15 protein-coding genes are annotated in these 15,948 nt (G+C 66.3%); 4 read left to right on the top strand and 11 right to left on the bottom strand.

Annotation, left to right across the window (positions count from 1 at the left end; all coding sequences use genetic code 11):
* Positions 1–68: 68 nt before the first annotated feature.
* The 8 genes from AB4Z46_RS22445 to AB4Z46_RS22480 all read right to left on the bottom strand — a co-directional run bounded on the left by AB4Z46_RS22445 (position 69) and on the right by AB4Z46_RS22480 (position 9,201).
* Positions 69–785, bottom strand: a complete 717-nt coding sequence (locus AB4Z46_RS22445; protein ID WP_442285755.1) for an ABC transporter ATP-binding protein — start codon at positions 783–785, stop codon at positions 69–71.
* Positions 786–1,556, bottom strand: a complete 771-nt coding sequence (locus tag AB4Z46_RS22450) for an ABC transporter ATP-binding protein (RefSeq protein ID WP_442285756.1) — start codon at positions 1,554–1,556, stop codon at positions 786–788.
* Between the two features lie 14 nt (positions 1,557–1,570).
* Positions 1,571–2,755, bottom strand: a complete 1,185-nt coding sequence (locus AB4Z46_RS22455) for a branched-chain amino acid ABC transporter permease (RefSeq protein ID WP_442285757.1) — start codon at positions 2,753–2,755, stop codon at positions 1,571–1,573.
* A 10-nt stretch (positions 2,756–2,765) separates the two neighbouring features.
* Positions 2,766–3,695, bottom strand: a complete 930-nt coding sequence (locus AB4Z46_RS22460) for a branched-chain amino acid ABC transporter permease (RefSeq protein ID WP_442285758.1) — start codon at positions 3,693–3,695, stop codon at positions 2,766–2,768.
* Positions 3,696–3,935: 240 nt separating this feature from the next.
* On the bottom strand, positions 3,936–5,228 hold the full coding sequence (locus AB4Z46_RS22465) for a replication-associated recombination protein A (protein WP_442285759.1): 1,293 nt from the start codon (positions 5,226–5,228) through the stop codon (positions 3,936–3,938).
* 12 nt (positions 5,229–5,240) lie between these two features.
* Positions 5,241–5,873, bottom strand: a complete 633-nt coding sequence (gene lolA / locus AB4Z46_RS22470; protein ID WP_442285760.1) for an outer membrane lipoprotein chaperone LolA — start codon at positions 5,871–5,873, stop codon at positions 5,241–5,243.
* A gap of 138 nt (positions 5,874–6,011) precedes the next feature.
* Positions 6,012–8,399 carry a DNA translocase FtsK gene (locus AB4Z46_RS22475; protein ID WP_442285761.1) on the bottom strand — a complete coding sequence of 796 codons (2,388 nt, stop codon included), beginning with the start codon at positions 8,397–8,399 and terminating at the stop codon, positions 6,012–6,014.
* Between the two features lie 127 nt (positions 8,400–8,526).
* On the bottom strand, positions 8,527–9,201 hold the full coding sequence (locus AB4Z46_RS22480; protein ID WP_442285762.1) for a Crp/Fnr family transcriptional regulator: 675 nt from the start codon (positions 9,199–9,201) through the stop codon (positions 8,527–8,529).
* Positions 9,202–9,367: 166 nt separating this feature from the next.
* Here AB4Z46_RS22480 and trxB point away from each other — a divergent pair, with 166 nt between their 5' ends.
* The 3 genes from trxB to rpmG all read left to right on the top strand — a co-directional run bounded on the left by trxB (position 9,368) and on the right by rpmG (position 11,025).
* On the top strand, positions 9,368–10,315 hold the full coding sequence (gene trxB, locus AB4Z46_RS22485) for a thioredoxin-disulfide reductase (protein ID WP_442285763.1): 948 nt from the start codon (positions 9,368–9,370) through the stop codon (positions 10,313–10,315).
* 291 nt (positions 10,316–10,606) lie between these two features.
* Complete coding sequence (gene rpmB, locus AB4Z46_RS22490) at positions 10,607–10,840, top strand: 50S ribosomal protein L28 (protein WP_028251282.1); 234 nt, start codon at positions 10,607–10,609, stop codon at positions 10,838–10,840.
* Between the two features lie 11 nt (positions 10,841–10,851).
* Positions 10,852–11,025: a 50S ribosomal protein L33 gene (gene rpmG / locus AB4Z46_RS22495; RefSeq protein WP_007830291.1), complete on the top strand. Its 174-nt coding sequence runs from the start codon at positions 10,852–10,854 to the stop codon at positions 11,023–11,025.
* Positions 11,026–11,144: 119 nt separating this feature from the next.
* Here rpmG and AB4Z46_RS22500 read toward each other — a convergent pair whose 3' ends face one another.
* The 3 genes from AB4Z46_RS22500 to AB4Z46_RS22510 all read right to left on the bottom strand — a co-directional run bounded on the left by AB4Z46_RS22500 (position 11,145) and on the right by AB4Z46_RS22510 (position 15,655).
* Positions 11,145–12,359 (bottom strand): DesA family fatty acid desaturase, encoded by a 1,215-nt coding sequence (locus AB4Z46_RS22500; RefSeq protein WP_442285764.1) that lies wholly within the window; start codon positions 12,357–12,359, stop codon positions 11,145–11,147.
* Between the two features lie 131 nt (positions 12,360–12,490).
* Positions 12,491–13,762, bottom strand: a complete 1,272-nt coding sequence (locus tag AB4Z46_RS22505; RefSeq protein WP_442285765.1) for an RsmB/NOP family class I SAM-dependent RNA methyltransferase — start codon at positions 13,760–13,762, stop codon at positions 12,491–12,493.
* A 12-nt stretch (positions 13,763–13,774) separates the two neighbouring features.
* Positions 13,775–15,655 carry a M48 family metalloprotease gene (locus tag AB4Z46_RS22510; RefSeq protein WP_442285766.1) on the bottom strand — a complete coding sequence of 627 codons (1,881 nt, stop codon included), beginning with the start codon at positions 15,653–15,655 and terminating at the stop codon, positions 13,775–13,777.
* Between the two features lie 35 nt (positions 15,656–15,690).
* Here AB4Z46_RS22510 and AB4Z46_RS22515 point away from each other — a divergent pair, with 35 nt between their 5' ends.
* Entirely contained in the window at positions 15,691–15,936 is a 246-nt protein-coding gene (locus AB4Z46_RS22515; RefSeq protein ID WP_442285767.1) for a DUF1653 domain-containing protein, read from the top strand.
* The last annotated feature ends 12 nt before the right edge of the window (positions 15,937–15,948 follow it).

Raw genomic sequence — 15,948 nt, forward strand, 5'->3', positions numbered from 1 at the left:
ACCCCCTTGCAGGGGGCCATACCAGCGGCCCGGCAAAGCCGGTTCCGCGGTATTCCTGGAACAGACAGTCACTCTCCCAAGTAAGCGGCTCGGACCTTGGGGTCGCTGAGCATGACCTTGGCGTCGCCGCTCATGGTGATCAGGCCCGACTCCATCACGTAGCCACGGTCGGCCAGCTGCAGCGCACGGCTGGCGTTCTGCTCGACCAGCAGCACGGTGACGCCCTGGTCGTAGACCTGCTTCACCACCTCGAAGATCTTGTCGACCATGATCGGCGACAGGCCCATCGACGGCTCGTCCAGCAGCAGCACCTTGGGGCGCGCCATCAGCGCGCGGCCCATCGCGAGCATCTGCTGCTCGCCGCCCGACATGGTCCCTGCCAGCTGCGTGGCCCGCTCCTTCAGCCGCGGAAAGGTCGCGAAGACGCGGTCGATGTCCTTCGCGATCTCGGCCTTGTCCTTGCGGATATAGGCGCCGATCTGCAGGTTCTCGGTGATCGTCATGCGGGTGAACACGCCGCGGCCCTCGGGCACCATCACCAGGCCTTCGCCTACCAGGTCCCAGGCGCCGCGGCCCTTGATGCTCTTGCCGAGGAACTCGATGTCGCCGCCGAGGAAAGGCAGCGTCCCCGTGATGGCCTTCATCGTGGTCGTCTTGCCCGCGCCGTTGGAGCCGATCAGCGACACCAGCTCGCCCTCCCGGACCTCGAAGTCGATGCCCTTGACGGCCTGGATGCCGCCGTACGCGACCTTCACGCCGCTGACTTTGAGTAGAGTCTGTGCCATCTAGTGTCCTCCCGTGCCGAGGTAGGCCTCGATCACTTTTTCATTTCTCTGCACGTCCGCCGGCGTGCCCTCGGCGATCTGCTTGCCGTAGTCGAGCACGGTCACGCGATCGCACAGGCCCATCACCAGCTTCACGTCGTGCTCGATCAGGAGGATGGTGCGGTTGTCCTTGCGGATGCGGTCGATCAGCTCGCGCAGCATCACCTTCTCGGTCGCGTTCATGCCGGCGGCCGGCTCGTCGAGCGCGATCAGCTGCGGATCGGTCGCGAGCGCGCGCGCGATCTCCAGCCGCCGCTGGTCGCCGTACGACAGCGTGCGGGCCTTGTAGTCGGCGAACTTGCCGATGCCAACGTACTCGAGCAGCTCGTGCGCGCGCTCGGCGATCGCGGCCTCCTCGGCCTTGAACCCGCCGGAGCGGAAGATCGCGCCGAAGACGCCCGAGCGCGTGCGCACATGCCGGCCGACCATCACGTTCTCGAGCGCGGTCATTTCGGCGAAGAGGCGGATGTTCTGGAAGGTGCGCGCGATGCCCGCCTTGGCGACTTCGTGCACCGCGGTCGGCTGATAGGGCTTGCCGGCCAGTTCGAAGCTGCCGCTGTCGGGCGAGTAGAGCCCGGTGATGACGTTGAAGAAAGTGGTCTTGCCGGCGCCGTTGGGGCCGATCAGCCCATAGACCTGGCCGCGCAGGATCTTGATGCCGACGTCGGAGAGGGCCTGCAGGCCGCCGAAGCGCTTGGAAATGCCGCGGACGTCGAGGATGGTTTCTGTCATGTTGCGCCCCTGACTCACGGATTGATCGACATCGGGCGCGAGGCGGCACCGGGCACTTCGTCGGCCGGCGTCTCGATGCCGGGCGCTGCCGCCGGCATGCCCGACGCCGGCAGCGTGGCGCCCCGGCGCGCCAGCGACTTGCCGTGTTCCGGCGAGGGCCAGAGGCCGCGCGGGCGCACCAGCATGATGATGATCATCGCCAGCGCGATGAAGAGCTGGCGCAGGATCGAGGCATCGAGCCGGCCGCCGGTCATCGACTGCAGCGGCGCGGCGACGTAGCGCAGCACTTCGGGCAGCGCGGACAGCAGGATCGCCCCCAGGATCACGCCCGGCAGATGGCCGATGCCGCCCAGCACCACCATCGAGACGATCATCACCGACTCCATGAGGCTGAAGGACTCGGGCGACACGAAGCCCTGGAAGGACGCGAACATCGCGCCGGAAACACCGCCGAAACTGGCTCCCATGGCGAAGGCCAGCAGCTTCATGTTGCGGGTGTTGATGCCCATCGCCTTGGCGGCGATCTCGTCCTCGCGGATCGCCATCCAGGCGCGACCGATGCGCGAGAGCTGCAGGCGGTGCGAAACCAGGATCGTGAAGACCACGAACATCAGGAACAGGTAGTAGTAGAGCGTCACCGACGAGATCGTGTAGTCCCCGATCTTCAGCGCCTTGCCCAGGTTGAGGCCCCAGAAGTGCACCGGATCGATGGCCGTGATGCCCTTGGGCCCGTTGGTGATGTTGACCGGATGGTCCAGGTTGTTCAGGAACACGCGGATGATCTCGCCGAAGCCGAGCGTCACGATCGCAAGATAGTCGCCGCGAAGCTTGAGCGTTGGCGCGCCCAGCAGCGCGCCGAACAGGCCGGCCACCAGCAGCGCCAGCGGCACCACCACCACCAGCGACACGTGCAGCCCGTTCGGGAACATCGCCTTGATGGCCGGGAAGGTGTCGGTCAGGTGCGGCGAGCTCAGCAGTGCGAACAGGTAGGCGCCGATGGCGAAGAAAGCCACGTAGCCGAGGTCGAGCAGGCCGGCATAGCCCACCACGATGTTGAGGCCGAGCGCCAGCATCACGTACAGCAGCGCGATGTCGGCGATCCGCACCCAGGCATTGCCCTGGGACTGCAGCAGCAGCGGCAGCGCGAGCACCAGCACCGCGCCCACCACGTACAGGAAGAGGTTCTTGCTGTTCTTCATGGCGTCCTCCTCAGGCCCGGTCCGCCACGCGCTCGCCGAGCAGGCCGGAGGGCCGCAGCGTGAGCATGACGATCAGCACGATGAAGGCAAAGATGTCGCTGTAGTGGCTGCCCAGCACATCGCCGGTGAGTGCACCGATGTAGCCCGAGCCGATGGCCTCGATCAGCCCGAGCAGGATGCCGCCGACCACCGCCCCGGCGAGGTTGCCGATGCCGCCGAACACCGCCGCCGTGAAGGCCTTGAGGCCGGGAATGAAGCCCATCGCATGCTGCGCGATGCCGTAGTTGGAGGCGTACATCACGCCGGCCACCGCCGCCAGCACGGCGCCGATGATGAAGGTGGCCGAGATCACCATGTCCGGGCGGATGCCCATCAGCGCGGCGACCCGCGGGTTCTCGGCGGTGGCGCGCATCGCGCGGCCCAGCTTGGTGTAGTTGACCAGCCAGGTGAGGATCGCGAGGCAGATCGCCGTCACGCTGAGGATCATCACCTGGGTCGGCGAGATCACCGCGCCGCCGATGTGGATCGGGGTGGTGGACAGCAGGTTCGGATACGCCTTGTTGGTCGGCTTCCAGATGATCATCGCCAGCGTCTGCAGCAGGATCGACATGCCGATCGCGGTGATCAGCGGCGCCAGCTTGGGGCTGTTGCGCAGCGGCCGGTAGGCCACTTTCTCGATCACGAAATTGAGGGTGGCGGCGACCACGCAGGCAATGAGCAGGGCGATCAGCAGGATCAGCCAGCCCGGCGTGCCGGGCATCGACTCCTGCATGAGCCCGATGATGCTCCAGCTGGTCAGCGCGCCGACCATCAGCACTTCCCCGTGCGCGAAATTGATGAGGTTGATGATGCCGTACACCATGGTGTAGCCCAAGGCTATCAAGGCGTACATGCTGCCTAGAACCAGACCGTTGATGATCTGCTGCAGCAAGATGTCCATACGAGAATCCCTTTTTGTATCGACGCCCTCGAGAGGCGCCTGGCTGGCCCTGCGCACTGATCAAGCGCTAGGGCTTCTCTTAGCAAAAAACCCGCCAACATGTGACGACGGCGGGTTTGTGGCGGGATTGTAGTGACGCCAGATCGCCGTTCCAGTGCGGATTCGACGGGGTTTTCCCGCTGGCGGATTGCCACGCAGGTTGGCCGCGCAAGGGAGTACTGATGCGGCTGCAGCTGCGTATCAGCGGCTGGCGTCCTGGTTGCGTTTTCGCAATTCGCGCAGCTTTTCCGCAATGCGGATTTCGAGTCCGCGCTCCACCGGACGGTAGAACGCAGACGGCGCGACGCCTTCGGGCAGGTAACTCTCGCCGGCCGCGAAGCCACCCTCCTCGTCGTGCGCGTAGCGGTAGCCCTTGCCGTAGTCGAGCTGCTTCATGAGCTTGGTCGGCGCATTGCGCAGGTGCATCGGCACCGGCCGCGTGCCGTCCGACTGGATGAAGGCCTTGACCTCGTTGTAGGCCTTGTAGACCGCGTTGGACTTCGGCGCCACCGCGAGATAGACCACGCACTGGGCCAGCGCCAGTTCGCCTTCCGGCGTGCCGAGCCGCTCGTAGACCTCGGCCGCATCGAGCGCCATGCGCAGCGCACGCGGGTCGGCCAGGCCGATGTCCTCGCTCGCCATGCGCACCAGCCGGCGTGCCATGTAGCGCGGATCGGCGCCGCCGTCGAGCATGCGGACGAACCAGTAGAGGGCCGCATCCGGATCGCTGCCGCGCACCGACTTGTGGAGCGCGGAGATGGTGTCGTAGAACTGCTCGCCACCCTTGTCGTAGCGCCGCAGCCGCTCGCCGAGCACACGCAGCAGCCATTCGTCCGCGAGGGTGTCGAGCTTCTCGGCGCGGGCCGCCACCGCCAGGGTTTCGAGCGTATTGAGCAGGCGCCTGGCGTCGCCATCGGCATAGGCGACCAGGCGATCGACCGCCTCGGCATCGATCGCCGGCACCGCCTGGATGCCTTGCGCCCGTTCCACGATCTTCTTGAGATCGGCCTCGCCGAGCGGCTGCAGCACGTACACCGCGGCCCGGGACAGCAGCGCCGAGTTGACCTCGAAGGACGGGTTCTCGGTGGTCGCGCCGATGAAGGTGAACAGGCCCGACTCCACATGCGGCAGGAAGGCATCCTGCTGGCTCTTGTTGAAGCGATGCACCTCGTCGACGAAGACGATGGTGCGGCGCTGCTCGAGCCCGTCGCGCGCCGCGGTGGCGCGTTCGACCGCGTCGCGGATGTCCTTCACGCCGCCGAGCACCGCGCTGATGCTCAGGAACTGGGCATCGAAGGCATCGGCCATCAGCCGCGCGATGGTCGTCTTGCCGGTGCCGGGTGGGCCCCAGAGGATGCACGAATGCGGCTGGCCGGACTCGAAGGCGATGCGCAGCGGCATGCCGGGGCCCAGCAGATGCTGCTGGCCGATCACCTCGCCCAGGGTGCGCGGGCGAAGTCGTTCAGCGAGAGGTTGGTGGGTGGAGGTGGCCATCCGCGGCCCGCCCTACTGGCGGATCACGTCGGCGCCGCTCGGCACCTTGAACTGGAAGGTCGCGGCCGGCAGCGGCGGGTTGACCTCGACCTTGCCGAACTTCAGCGCCGAGCGCTGGCCGAAGCTGTCCAGGATCTCGAGCGCGGACAGCGCATCGCCCTGGAAGCCGATCTGCACGCTCTGCAACTGGCCGTCCTTGCTCTTGGGCGTCGCCTTGACCCACTGCAGCCCGTCGCGCTCGGGTGCGGCCTCGAGCGCGAAGTCGGCCTGCAGCGCCCGCAGGTCGGGCGCGGCGGCGATCAGCGCGGCGGGCGTCGATCCGAGGGCCTGCGCCTGCTTGCGCTGCGTGACCTGGTTCAGGTCGGCGTCGTAGAGCCAGAGCGTCTCCCCGTCGGCGACGATGCTCTGGACAAAGGGCTTCTTGTAGTCGAACCTGAACTTGCCCGGCCGCTGGAACTCGAAACTGCCGGTCGAGACCTTGGCCCGCGGCTCCAGGCCTTCCTTGGGCGGTGCGGTCACGGTCTGGGTGAACTCGGCGCGCCCCGACTTGACGGTCTTCACGAAGGCCTCGAGGCTTTCCAGGCCGCCGGCCCAGGCACCGCCCGCCACCGCCGCCAGCAATGCGCCTGCAATCAATTTCTTCATCAACATTCCGTTCCTCGACGGCCTGCAAGGCCAGGCGCGTTGGTGAAACACCGCGGAACCGGCTTCGCCGGGCCGCTGGTGTTGCCCCCGGTAGGGGGTGGGCGTCCGACACGAAGTGCGGACAACCTGGGGGCGAGCTTATTCCGTTCTTGCGGGCACCAGGATCTCGCGCTGGCCGCTGCCGCTCATCGCGCTCACGAGGCCGGCATTCTCCATGTCCTCGACCAGCCGGGCGGCGCGGTTGTAGCCGATCTTCAGATGGCGCTGCACCAGCGAGATGCTGGCCTTGCGGTGCTTGAGCACGACCTCGACCGCCTGGTCGTACATCGGGTCCTTCTCGCCGCCGCCATCGCCACCGCCTTCGCCCAGCACATCGCCGTCACCGTCGACCGTGCCGCCTTCGAGCACGCCCTCGATGTAGTCCGGCTCGCCCTGCGACTTCAGATACGCCACGACACGGTGGACCTCTTCATCGCTCACGAAGGCGCCGTGCACGCGCACCGGCAGGCCGGTGCCGCTCGGCATGTAGAGCATGTCGCCCATGCCCAGCAGCGCCTCGGCGCCCATCTGGTCGAGGATGGTGCGCGAGTCGATCTTGCTCGAGACCTGGAAGGCGATGCGGGTCGGGATGTTGGCCTTGATCAGGCCGGTGATCACGTCCACGCTGGGCCGCTGCGTCGCCAGGATCAGGTGGATGCCGGCCGCGCGCGCCTTCTGCGCCAGGCGCGCGATCAGCTCCTCGATCTTCTTGCCGACCACCATCATCAGGTCGGCCAGTTCGTCGATCACGACCACGATGTGCGGTTCGCGCGCGAGGGGCTCGGGGCTGTCGGGGGTCAGGCTGAAGGGGTTGTAGATGAACTCCTCGCGCGCCTTCGCCTCGTCGATCTTGACGTTGTAGCCGGCCAGGTTGCGCACCCCCAGCTTGCTCATCAGCTTGTAGCGGCGCTCCATCTCGGCCACGCACCAATTGAGGCCGTGGGCCGCCTGGCGCATGTCGGTCACGACCGGCGCCAGCAGGTGCGGGATCCCTTCGTAGACCGACATCTCGAGCATCTTCGGGTCGATCATCAGCAGGCGCACATCGCGCGCCTCGGCCTTGTACAAGAGGCTCAGGATCATCGCGTTGATGCCCACCGACTTGCCCGAACCGGTGGTACCGGCCACCAGCACGTGCGGCATCTTGGCCAAGTCGGCCACCACCGGGTTGCCGATGATGTCCTTGCCCAGGCCCATCGTGAGCATCGACTTGCCCTCGTTGTAGACCTGGGAGCCCAGGATCTCGCTGAGCCTGATCGACTGCCGCTTGGCGTTCGGCAACTCGAGCGCCATGTAGTTCTTGCCGGGAATGGTCTCGACCACGCGGATCGACACCAGCGACAGCGAGCGCGCCAGGTCCTTGGCGAGGCCGACGATCTGCGAGCCCTTGACGCCGGTGGCGGGCTCGATCTCGTAGCGCGTGATCACCGGACCGGGCGAGGCCAGCACCACCCGCACCTCGACGCCGAAGTCCTTGAGCTTCTTCTCGATCATGCGAGAGGTCATCTCGAGCGTGTCCGGCGACACGGTTTCCTGGCGCATCTGCGCGGCATCGAGCAGGTCGACCTGCGGCAGCTTGCTGTCGGGCAGTTCGCGGAACAGCGGCTTCTGGCGCTCCTTGGCCACCCGGTCGCTCTTGGGCACTTCGGCCAGCGCCGGCTCGATCTGCACCGGCGGCGAGGGCGCGCGGCGCTTGAGCCGCGGAATGATGCGCAGTTCTTCGTCGGGCGCCTCGGGCTCGGGGCCCGGGTCGGCGGCGGACAGTTCCTCGCGCTCGCGCACCGCCTGCTTGCCCAGCGCGATGTCCTGGGCGATCTCGCGCTTCTCGCGCCGCGACTCGAACAGCGAATACAGGCGCGTTCCGATGCGCTCGGCGATCTGGCCCCAAGAGAAGCGAAACACCAGTGCCGAGCCGATCACGCCACCGGCGATCGCGATCAGCGCCGAGCCGGTGAAGCCCATCCACTTGACGCTGGCCGGCCCGACCAGGTAGCCGAGCACGCCACCGCCGTGCCCCGGCAAGCGGAACTCGAGCCGGTAGAGGCGCGACCATTCGAGCATCGCGCTGGCGCACAGCAGCAGGATCAAACCGAACCAGAAGGCGAGACGGCTGCGATTGAAGGGGCCGCGCGGCGGCTGCTCGCCCGAGGGCTCCTCGCCACCGCGCATCCAGCCGGCCAGCGATGACAGCCAGACGCGCAGCCCGGCCGCCAGGCACCACCAGACCGAATAGCCGGCCAGGAAGTAGCTCGCGTCGGCCAGCCAGGCGCCGATGCGGCCACCCCAGTTCTTGACCTCGCCACCGGTGCCGGAGGTCGACCAGGCGGCATCCGAGGGCGTGAAGCTCAGCATCGCGAGCAGCCAGAACAAGAGCACCACGAAACCCGCGATGAGGGTGATTTCGTGCGCGAATCGCATCGCGCGCAGCCGCACCGGCTGCGCCTCGCCGGGCGAGGAGTTCTGAAGGGTATTGAGCGAATAAGTCATGAAAGGCACGCCGTCCGGCCCGCGATGGCGGGCAGGTCCGGCAAAACTACAACGAAAACGCCCGCGGCCGCGTTGTCAGGGCCGGCGACGTTGTGGCCGGCGCGTTGCGGCGCCGCCGGCCTGACGGTCAGGTGAGCGATGAGAGTCGTTCCTTGACGATCATCGAGCCATCGGGCTGGGTCTGGACGAAGCCGCGCTCCTCCAGATCCTTCATGACGCGGCTCACCATCTCGCGCGAGGCGCCGACCATCTTCGCCAGGTCCTGGCGCGAGATCTTGTCGCGCACCTTGAGGTTGCCCTCTCCGTCGTCGACCGCGAATTCGAGCAGCGAGCGCGCCACGCGGCCGTAGACGTCCATCAGCGCCAGCGACTCGATCTTGCGATCGGCGTGACGCAGGCGCGCCACCAGGCCGCGCATGATGTTGTAGGACATCGAGGAGTTCTCGGGCAGGCAGCGCGCGAAGGCGTCGCGATCGAGCATCAGCACATCGGTCTGGATCTCGGTGCGCACCGTGGCCGAATGCGGCTCGTCGTCGATCATGCTCATCTCGCCGACGTAGTCGCCCGGATGCAGCGTCGCGAGAATGACCTCCYGCCCACGGCTGTCGGTGCTCATGACACGGGCCCGGCCGGTCAGAATGATGTACAGGGCATCCGACTTCTTGCCTTGTTCGACGACGACCTCGGCGCGCTTGAAGCGCTTCTTGACGATCGCATCGGCGATGCTCGCGGACTGGGCGGGCGTCAGCGCTGCGAACAACGGCACGCGACGGAGCAATTCAAGATTGGACAACATCGACATTCATCAATCCCCGATTCGGCGCGACTCAAAAACCGATGGATAAATACAATCGCGCGCATTGAAAGGAGTCGCCGGACGGGCTTGAACCGAACGGTGATACTCCATATCTATAAACCACCCTGAAAATGTACACGCTGCTGCAGCGTCAATCCTAGGTTTTCTACTCATGTCATCCCCACTGCACGCTAAGGTTCTCATTCTCGGCTCCGGCCCGGCCGGTTACACCGCCGCAGTCTACGCGGCCCGCGCCAACCTCGAACCCATGCTGATCACCGGCATGGCGCAAGGCGGCCAACTCATGACGACGACCGACGTCGACAACTGGCCGGCCGATGTCCATGGCGTGCAAGGTCCCGACCTGATGCAGCGCTTCCTGGAGCACGCCGAGCGCTTCAAGACCCAGATCGTCTTCGACCACATCAACAAGGTCGACTTCAGCAAGCGCCCCTTCACCCTGACGGGCGACAGCGGCACCTACACCTGCGACGCGCTGATCATCGCCACCGGCGCCTCGGCCAAGTACCTCGGGCTCGACTCCGAGCAGCACTTCATGGGCCGCGGCGTCTCGGGCTGCGCCACCTGCGACGGTTTCTTCTACCGCGAGCAGGAAGTCTGCGTGATCGGCGGCGGCAACACCGCGGTCGAGGAGGCGCTCTACCTGTCGAACATCGCGAGCAAGGTCACGCTGGTGCACCGCCGCGACAAGTTCCGCGCCGAACCGATCCTGATCGACAAGCTGCATGCCAAGGTGGCCGAAGGCAAGATCGAGCTCAAGGTGCACAACACGCTGGACCAGGTGCTCGGCGACGACTCCGGCGTGACCGGTGTCCGCCTGAAGAACACCCAGACCGGCACCACCGAGGACCTTCAGCTCAAGGGCTGCTTCATCGCGATCGGGCACCATCCCAACACCGACATCTTCCAGGGCCAGCTCGAGATGAAGGACGGCTACATCCTCACCCGCTCCGGCCTGCAGGGCTTCGCGACCATGACCAGCGTGCCCGGCGTTTTCGCCGCCGGCGACGTCCAGGACCATGTCTACCGCCAGGCGATCACCAGTGCCGGCACGGGGTGCATGGCAGCGCTGGACGCCCAGCGCTTCTTGGAGCAGTAAGCTCGCCCCCAGGTTGCCCGGCACTTCGTGTCCGGGCGCCCACCCCCTACCGGGGGCAACACCAGAGGCCCGGCAAAGCCGGTTCCTCGGTGCTTCACCGCGGGGCCTGGCTGCGCAGGCCCTTTTCGGAGGGTTTGGGCTATAATCCAAGGCTTTGCCGAATTTGACGCCCTGCGTCGGTCGGTGATATCGGGGTACCGCCACCCGTTTCTGGCGAGGTCAAGCTGCAAACCACCCACGCAACCCTGCTGCGTTGCTTTGGTGCCAGCTGTTCAAGAAAGAGTGTCCAACATGGCACGCGTCTGCGAAGTCACGGGCAAAGGCCCGATGGTCGGAAACAATGTTTCCCACGCCAACAACAAAACCAAGCGCCGGTTCCTGCCGAACCTGCAATACCGTCGTTTCTGGGTCGAAACGGAAAACCGCTGGGTTCGCCTGCGGGTTTCGAGCGCTGCCCTGCGCCTGATCGACAAGAACGGCATCGACGCCGTGCTCGCAGACCTGCGCGCACGCGGCCAAGCTTAAGGAGCTGAATCATGGCAACGAGCAAAGGCGGACGCGAAAAGATCAAGCTGGAATCCACCGCGGGTACCGGCCACTTCTACACGACCAGCAAGAACAAGAAGACGATGCCTGAAAAGATGTCGATCATGAAGTTCGACCCGAAGGCGCGCAAGCACGTCGAGTACAAGGAAATCAAGCTGAAGTAATTCAGCGCTTTCCAACAGAGAACCCGCTGCGATCCAGCGGGTTTTTTGTTGCCCGTCAATTCTTGCAGGCGAGAAAAAGCCGGCTCGAAAGCCGGCTTTTTAGTGAGAGCGCAGCAGCGTCAGGCGCGGGCGGCACGCAGGCGGGTGGAGAAGTCGCGCAGTCCGGCAATGCCACTGGCCTCCGCGCGGTGGCACCAGGCCGCCAGGTCGGCGGCCAGCTGCTCGCGCGATTGCGAGGTGTTGAGCCACAGCTGGCGCAGCTCTTCGCGCATCGTCACCATCTTGTCGAGCACCGGGTGGGCGGCACGCGCCTGAACCAGGTTCGAGCGCAAGGCAGCCGGCACCTTGTCGTCGTCGCGGTGCAGCCAGTTCTTGGCCGCCTTCAGCACCGACAGGTCGGCCCCCTTGGCCTTGAGCTGAGCGAGTTCGTCGCGGGTGGCGCGGCGCATTTCGCGGGCATAGCCGGCCATCACTTCGTAGCGGTTGGCAATGACGGCCTCGAGGGTCTTCTCGTTGGCCACCGGCACCACGTCGCCCATCTGCAGCTTCGGCGGCAGCTTCTTGACCTTGGCCCAGCCGATCTTCTGCATCAGGCTGATGTAGACCCAGCCGATGTCGAACTCGTACTTCTTGACGGAGAACTTGGCCGAGGTCGGGTAGGTGTGGTGGTTGTTGTGCAGTTCTTCACCGCCGATGATGATGCCCCACGGGATCAGGTTGGTGCTGGCATCCGTCGCTTCGAAGTTGCGATAGCCCCAGTAGTGGCCGATGCCATTGACGACGCCGGCGGCCCAGAACGGGATCCAGAGCATCTGGACAGCCCAGACCGTCAATCCGAGCATGCCGAACAGGGCGACGTTGATGATCAGCATCAGGCCGACACCCTGCCAGCTGTAGCGCGTGTACAGGTTGCGCTCGATCCAGTCGTCGGGCGTGCCGTGGCCGAAACGCTCCATCGTTTCCTTGTTCTTCGATTCCTTGCGGTACAGCTCGGCGCCGCGCCACATGACTTCGTCGATGCCCTTGACCTGCGGGCTGTGCGGGTCATCCACGGTTTCGCACTTGGCGTGGTGCTTGCGGTGGATGGCCACCCACTCCTTGGTCACCATGCCGGTGCCCAGCCAGAGCCAGAAGCGGAAGAAATGCGAGGGGATCGGCCCCAGGTCCATGGCCCGGTGCGTCTGCGTACGGTGCAGGAAGATCGTGACCGCGGCGATCGTGATGTGCGTGGTGACGAGCGTGTACAGCACGACTTGCCACCATGTGAGGTCCCACAAGCCGTTTCCGAGCCAGTCGATGGCCGCGTTCAGAACGGCAGAGTCAGGGGGCAACATTGAATTCAGTACTCCATGGCCGCACGAAGGTGCAGCCTTCAGGTAACCAGCGATTTTAAAGGTTCGAGCCTGAAAAGGGGCTTAAATCCTTGATACGTCGCAAGTTTTACCCTTTCTTTGGAGCCTGCTGCCTATTTCCGGTTCCACACGGCGGCAAAAAAACCGTCGGTGGCATGGCGATGGGGCCAGAGCCGCAGGTAGCGCGTCCCGCGCTCGCCGCCGGCGCACAGGGCCTCGGCGCCCGCCACCTTGAGTCCGGCCAGCAGTTCCGCGGCGTCCTGGGCTTCGAAATCCGGATTGGCGGCGCCGAACGCCTCGGCGATGGCCTCGTTTTCCTCCGGCAGCACGCTGCAGGTGGCGTAGACCAGCCGGCCACCCGATTTGACCAGCCGCGCCGCGCTCTGCAGGATCGCGGCCTGCTTGGCCGTCAGTTCCTGCACCGACTGCGGCGACTGGCGCCATTTCAGGTCCGGGTTGCGCCGCAAGGTGCCGAGCCCCGAACAGGGCGCATCGACCAGCACCCGGTCGATCTTGCCGGCCAGCCGCTTGATGCGGTCGTCGCGTTCATGGGCGATTGCGGCCGGATGCACGTTCGACAGACCGCTGCGCGCCAGCCGCGGCTTCAGGGCGTCGAGCCGGTGCGCCGAGGTGTCGAAGGCATAGAGCCGGCCGGTGTTGCGCATGGTGGCGCCGATGGCCAGCGTCTTGCCGCCGGCACCGGCGCAGAAATCGACCACCATTTCGCCGCGCTTGGCATCCAGCAGCAGCGCCAGCAACTGCGAGCCCTCGTCCTGCACCTCGACCGCGCCGCGCGTGAACGCGTCGAGCTTGTTGAGCGCCGGCTTGCCGTCGATGCGCAGGCCCCAGGGAGAGAACGGCGTGGCGACCGCCTTGATCGCCGCCTTGGCCAGTTCCTTCTGCACCTCGGGCCGCTTGTCGGTCAGCGCGTTGACCCGCAGATCGAGCGGCGCCGGCTGCTGCAGGCTTTCCACCAGGGGCCAGAACTGGTCGCCGAGCTGCGCCTTGAGCGGCGCCACGAGCCATTCGGGCAAGTTGTGCCGGTGGCGTTCGAGCAGGTCGTCCTGCTTGACCGCGTCGCAATTGTCGAGCCAGCGCTTTTCAGTCTCGTTGAGCGCGCTCTTGAGGAAGTCGCGCGGGCCGTAAAAGCCCAGGATCGCCATCCGGCGCTCCTTCGGCCCGCTGCCGGAGGGCGACAGATGATCGAACAGGAGCTTCTTGCGCAGCACCGTATAGACGGTCTCCGCCAGGGTGGCGCGCTCGCGCGGGCCGAACTCGCGGTGGTCGCGGAAGAAGCGCGAAACGACCTGGTCGGCCGGGTGATCGAATTTCAGAACCAGGCCGACCAGGTCGGCGGTGGCGTCAAGCAGGGCTTTGGGGTGCATGCCCCCATTGTCTCAGTCGTGGCCGCTCCGGCCTCCATGGGCGGTTCGAGTCCAGATCGCGCCGAACGCCTGCCGCTCGATTTGCTCGAGCGTCGGCGAATGACCGGCCCACAGCACCAGAGCGGCGCCCGGCAGGCTCAGGGTCTGTTCGAGCTGCCGGCACAGCTGCCAGCGCTCGTCGTCGCCCAGGAGCGGCAGCTCGAGAAAAACCACGTAGGCGCGCCGCCATGGGAATTCGCGCAGGTTCTTGCGCACCAGCCAGGCCCGCGAGACCGGGCTGCAGCGCACCAGGTCGGCCCGCAGCTCGCCGAGTTCGAATTCGCTCAGGTCATGGCGGGTGATCTGGCTGAAGCAAGGCGTGGCAGTGATCTCTTCCCAGGCACGCTGCTCGGCCTCCTCCGCCGTCTTGGCCCGTTCGCGCCAGAGCTTGAGCGCACGTTCGTCGTGGCCGCCCGCATCCGGATCCTCGAGCAGCGCGACCGCCGTCTTCGCGGCCCACCAGCGGCTGGCCATGCTCGATTCGTGCAGTCGCTCGAGCACCGCGAGCCGGGCGCCACGCTCGCGGGCCGGCAGCAGTTGCGCCAGGCCACGCAAGGCCCCCGGATGGTTCTCGGTGAGCTGCAGGGCACGCTCGTAGTGCCCACGCACGTCGGCCGCGGCATCGATCCGGCGCGCGCAGTCAGCCCACTCGACCATCTCGTCGGCGTTGTTGCGGCCGGCGCTGGCCGCGAGGATGGCAACGCGCTCGCGCACCCGCACCAGATAGGCGTGATGCTGCTTCCAGTCATTGGCGTGCGCGCGGCGCCAGTCGTTGTCGAAATGCGCAATCCACCTGGGCGCATCGGCGAGCAGGCCCAACGCCGATTTGGCCGACCAGGCCGGCAGGCCGGGCCTTTCGTCGAGCGCTTCCAGACGGTCCCGCAGCACCGGGTGCGTATCGTCGACATCGCTGACGCTGCGCAGCGCGGCACGCAGCGCGGAGCGCGCGAAGTCCGGGACGACCGGTTCGCACAACTGCGGCGCCAGCGCCGAGAACGGGCCGACCGGGATCGGCTCGTCGACCGCCAGCGACCAGTGCGCGGGCCAGAATTGCTCGGCATACCAGGCGCTCTTGACCACGATCTCGGTGAGCGCGCCAGCCACCACCCGCGTGCCCAGCAGCCGGGCCGCGACGCGGTCGGCCTCGTATTCGTCCTGGCGCGCCAGTGCGAAGGTCTTGGCGGCGAAGCGCGGGAAATACCAGCGGAAGAAGGCCTGCGAGGCGAAGGCCATCACGCCGTCGTCGCGCTGGAAACTGGCGTCCAGCTTGAGCCACGACATCCGCGTGCGATAGATCCACGCGCTGAGCTTGCCGTGGTTGCCGCGCAGGTGCCCGTACTCGTGCGCCAGCACCGACAACAGGCGGCGGCGATCCAGCGCCATCAGCAGCGGCAGGCCGATGCTGAGGTGGTTGACCGCGCCGCCGAAGAGCCCGAAGCGCGGCAGCTGGCGAATGCTGGCGTTGAATTCGCTGTCGAGGAAGACCCGGTGCACCGGCGGGCCGTCGATGCGCTTGCGGATCCGGTCCAGCGCCTCGAACAGTGCCGGCGCATCCTCGCGCTCCAGCGGCACGCCCTCGGGCTCGTCGAAACGCACCCACAGCGCACGCAGCGTGGCCCACAGCAACCCGAGCGCGAACAGGAGCAGCCAACCGCGCGTGAAGTTGAATCTTCCTCCCTGGCCGAGGCCGCCGACCACCCAGGCGATGATGCCGATCGCGAGGGCCAGGCAGGCGATGACCCAGAGATAGCCCAGGGCGGCGAAAACCGCGACCCCGCGCCGGTAGCCGCTGCTGTCGTCCGCGCTGGCATGCTCGCTCAGGCGCACGAGATGAACAAAATCCGCCCTATCCATCCCGACCTTTCAGTTCCTCGAAGGAAACAACCCGCATGAACGACGACGACCTGCCACCCCTGATCGAGACGCCTCCCGGCCGCTACCGCCACTACAAGGGCGGCGAGTACGAAGTACTCGGCACGGTGCGCCACAGCGAGACGCTGGAGCCGATGACGCTTTACCGCGCGCTCTACGGCGAACGCGGACTGTGGGTACGCCCGGCCGCCATGTTCGGCGGCTGCGTGGAGATCGACGGCTCGTCACAGTTGCGCTTCGCGAAGCTCGAACAGGAAAAATGAGACCTGCCGGAT

Origin of the sequence: Variovorax sp. M-6 (assembly GCF_052114385.1) — a bacterium.
In the GTDB taxonomy this organism is placed as follows: domain Bacteria; phylum Pseudomonadota; class Gammaproteobacteria; order Burkholderiales; family Burkholderiaceae_C; genus Variovorax.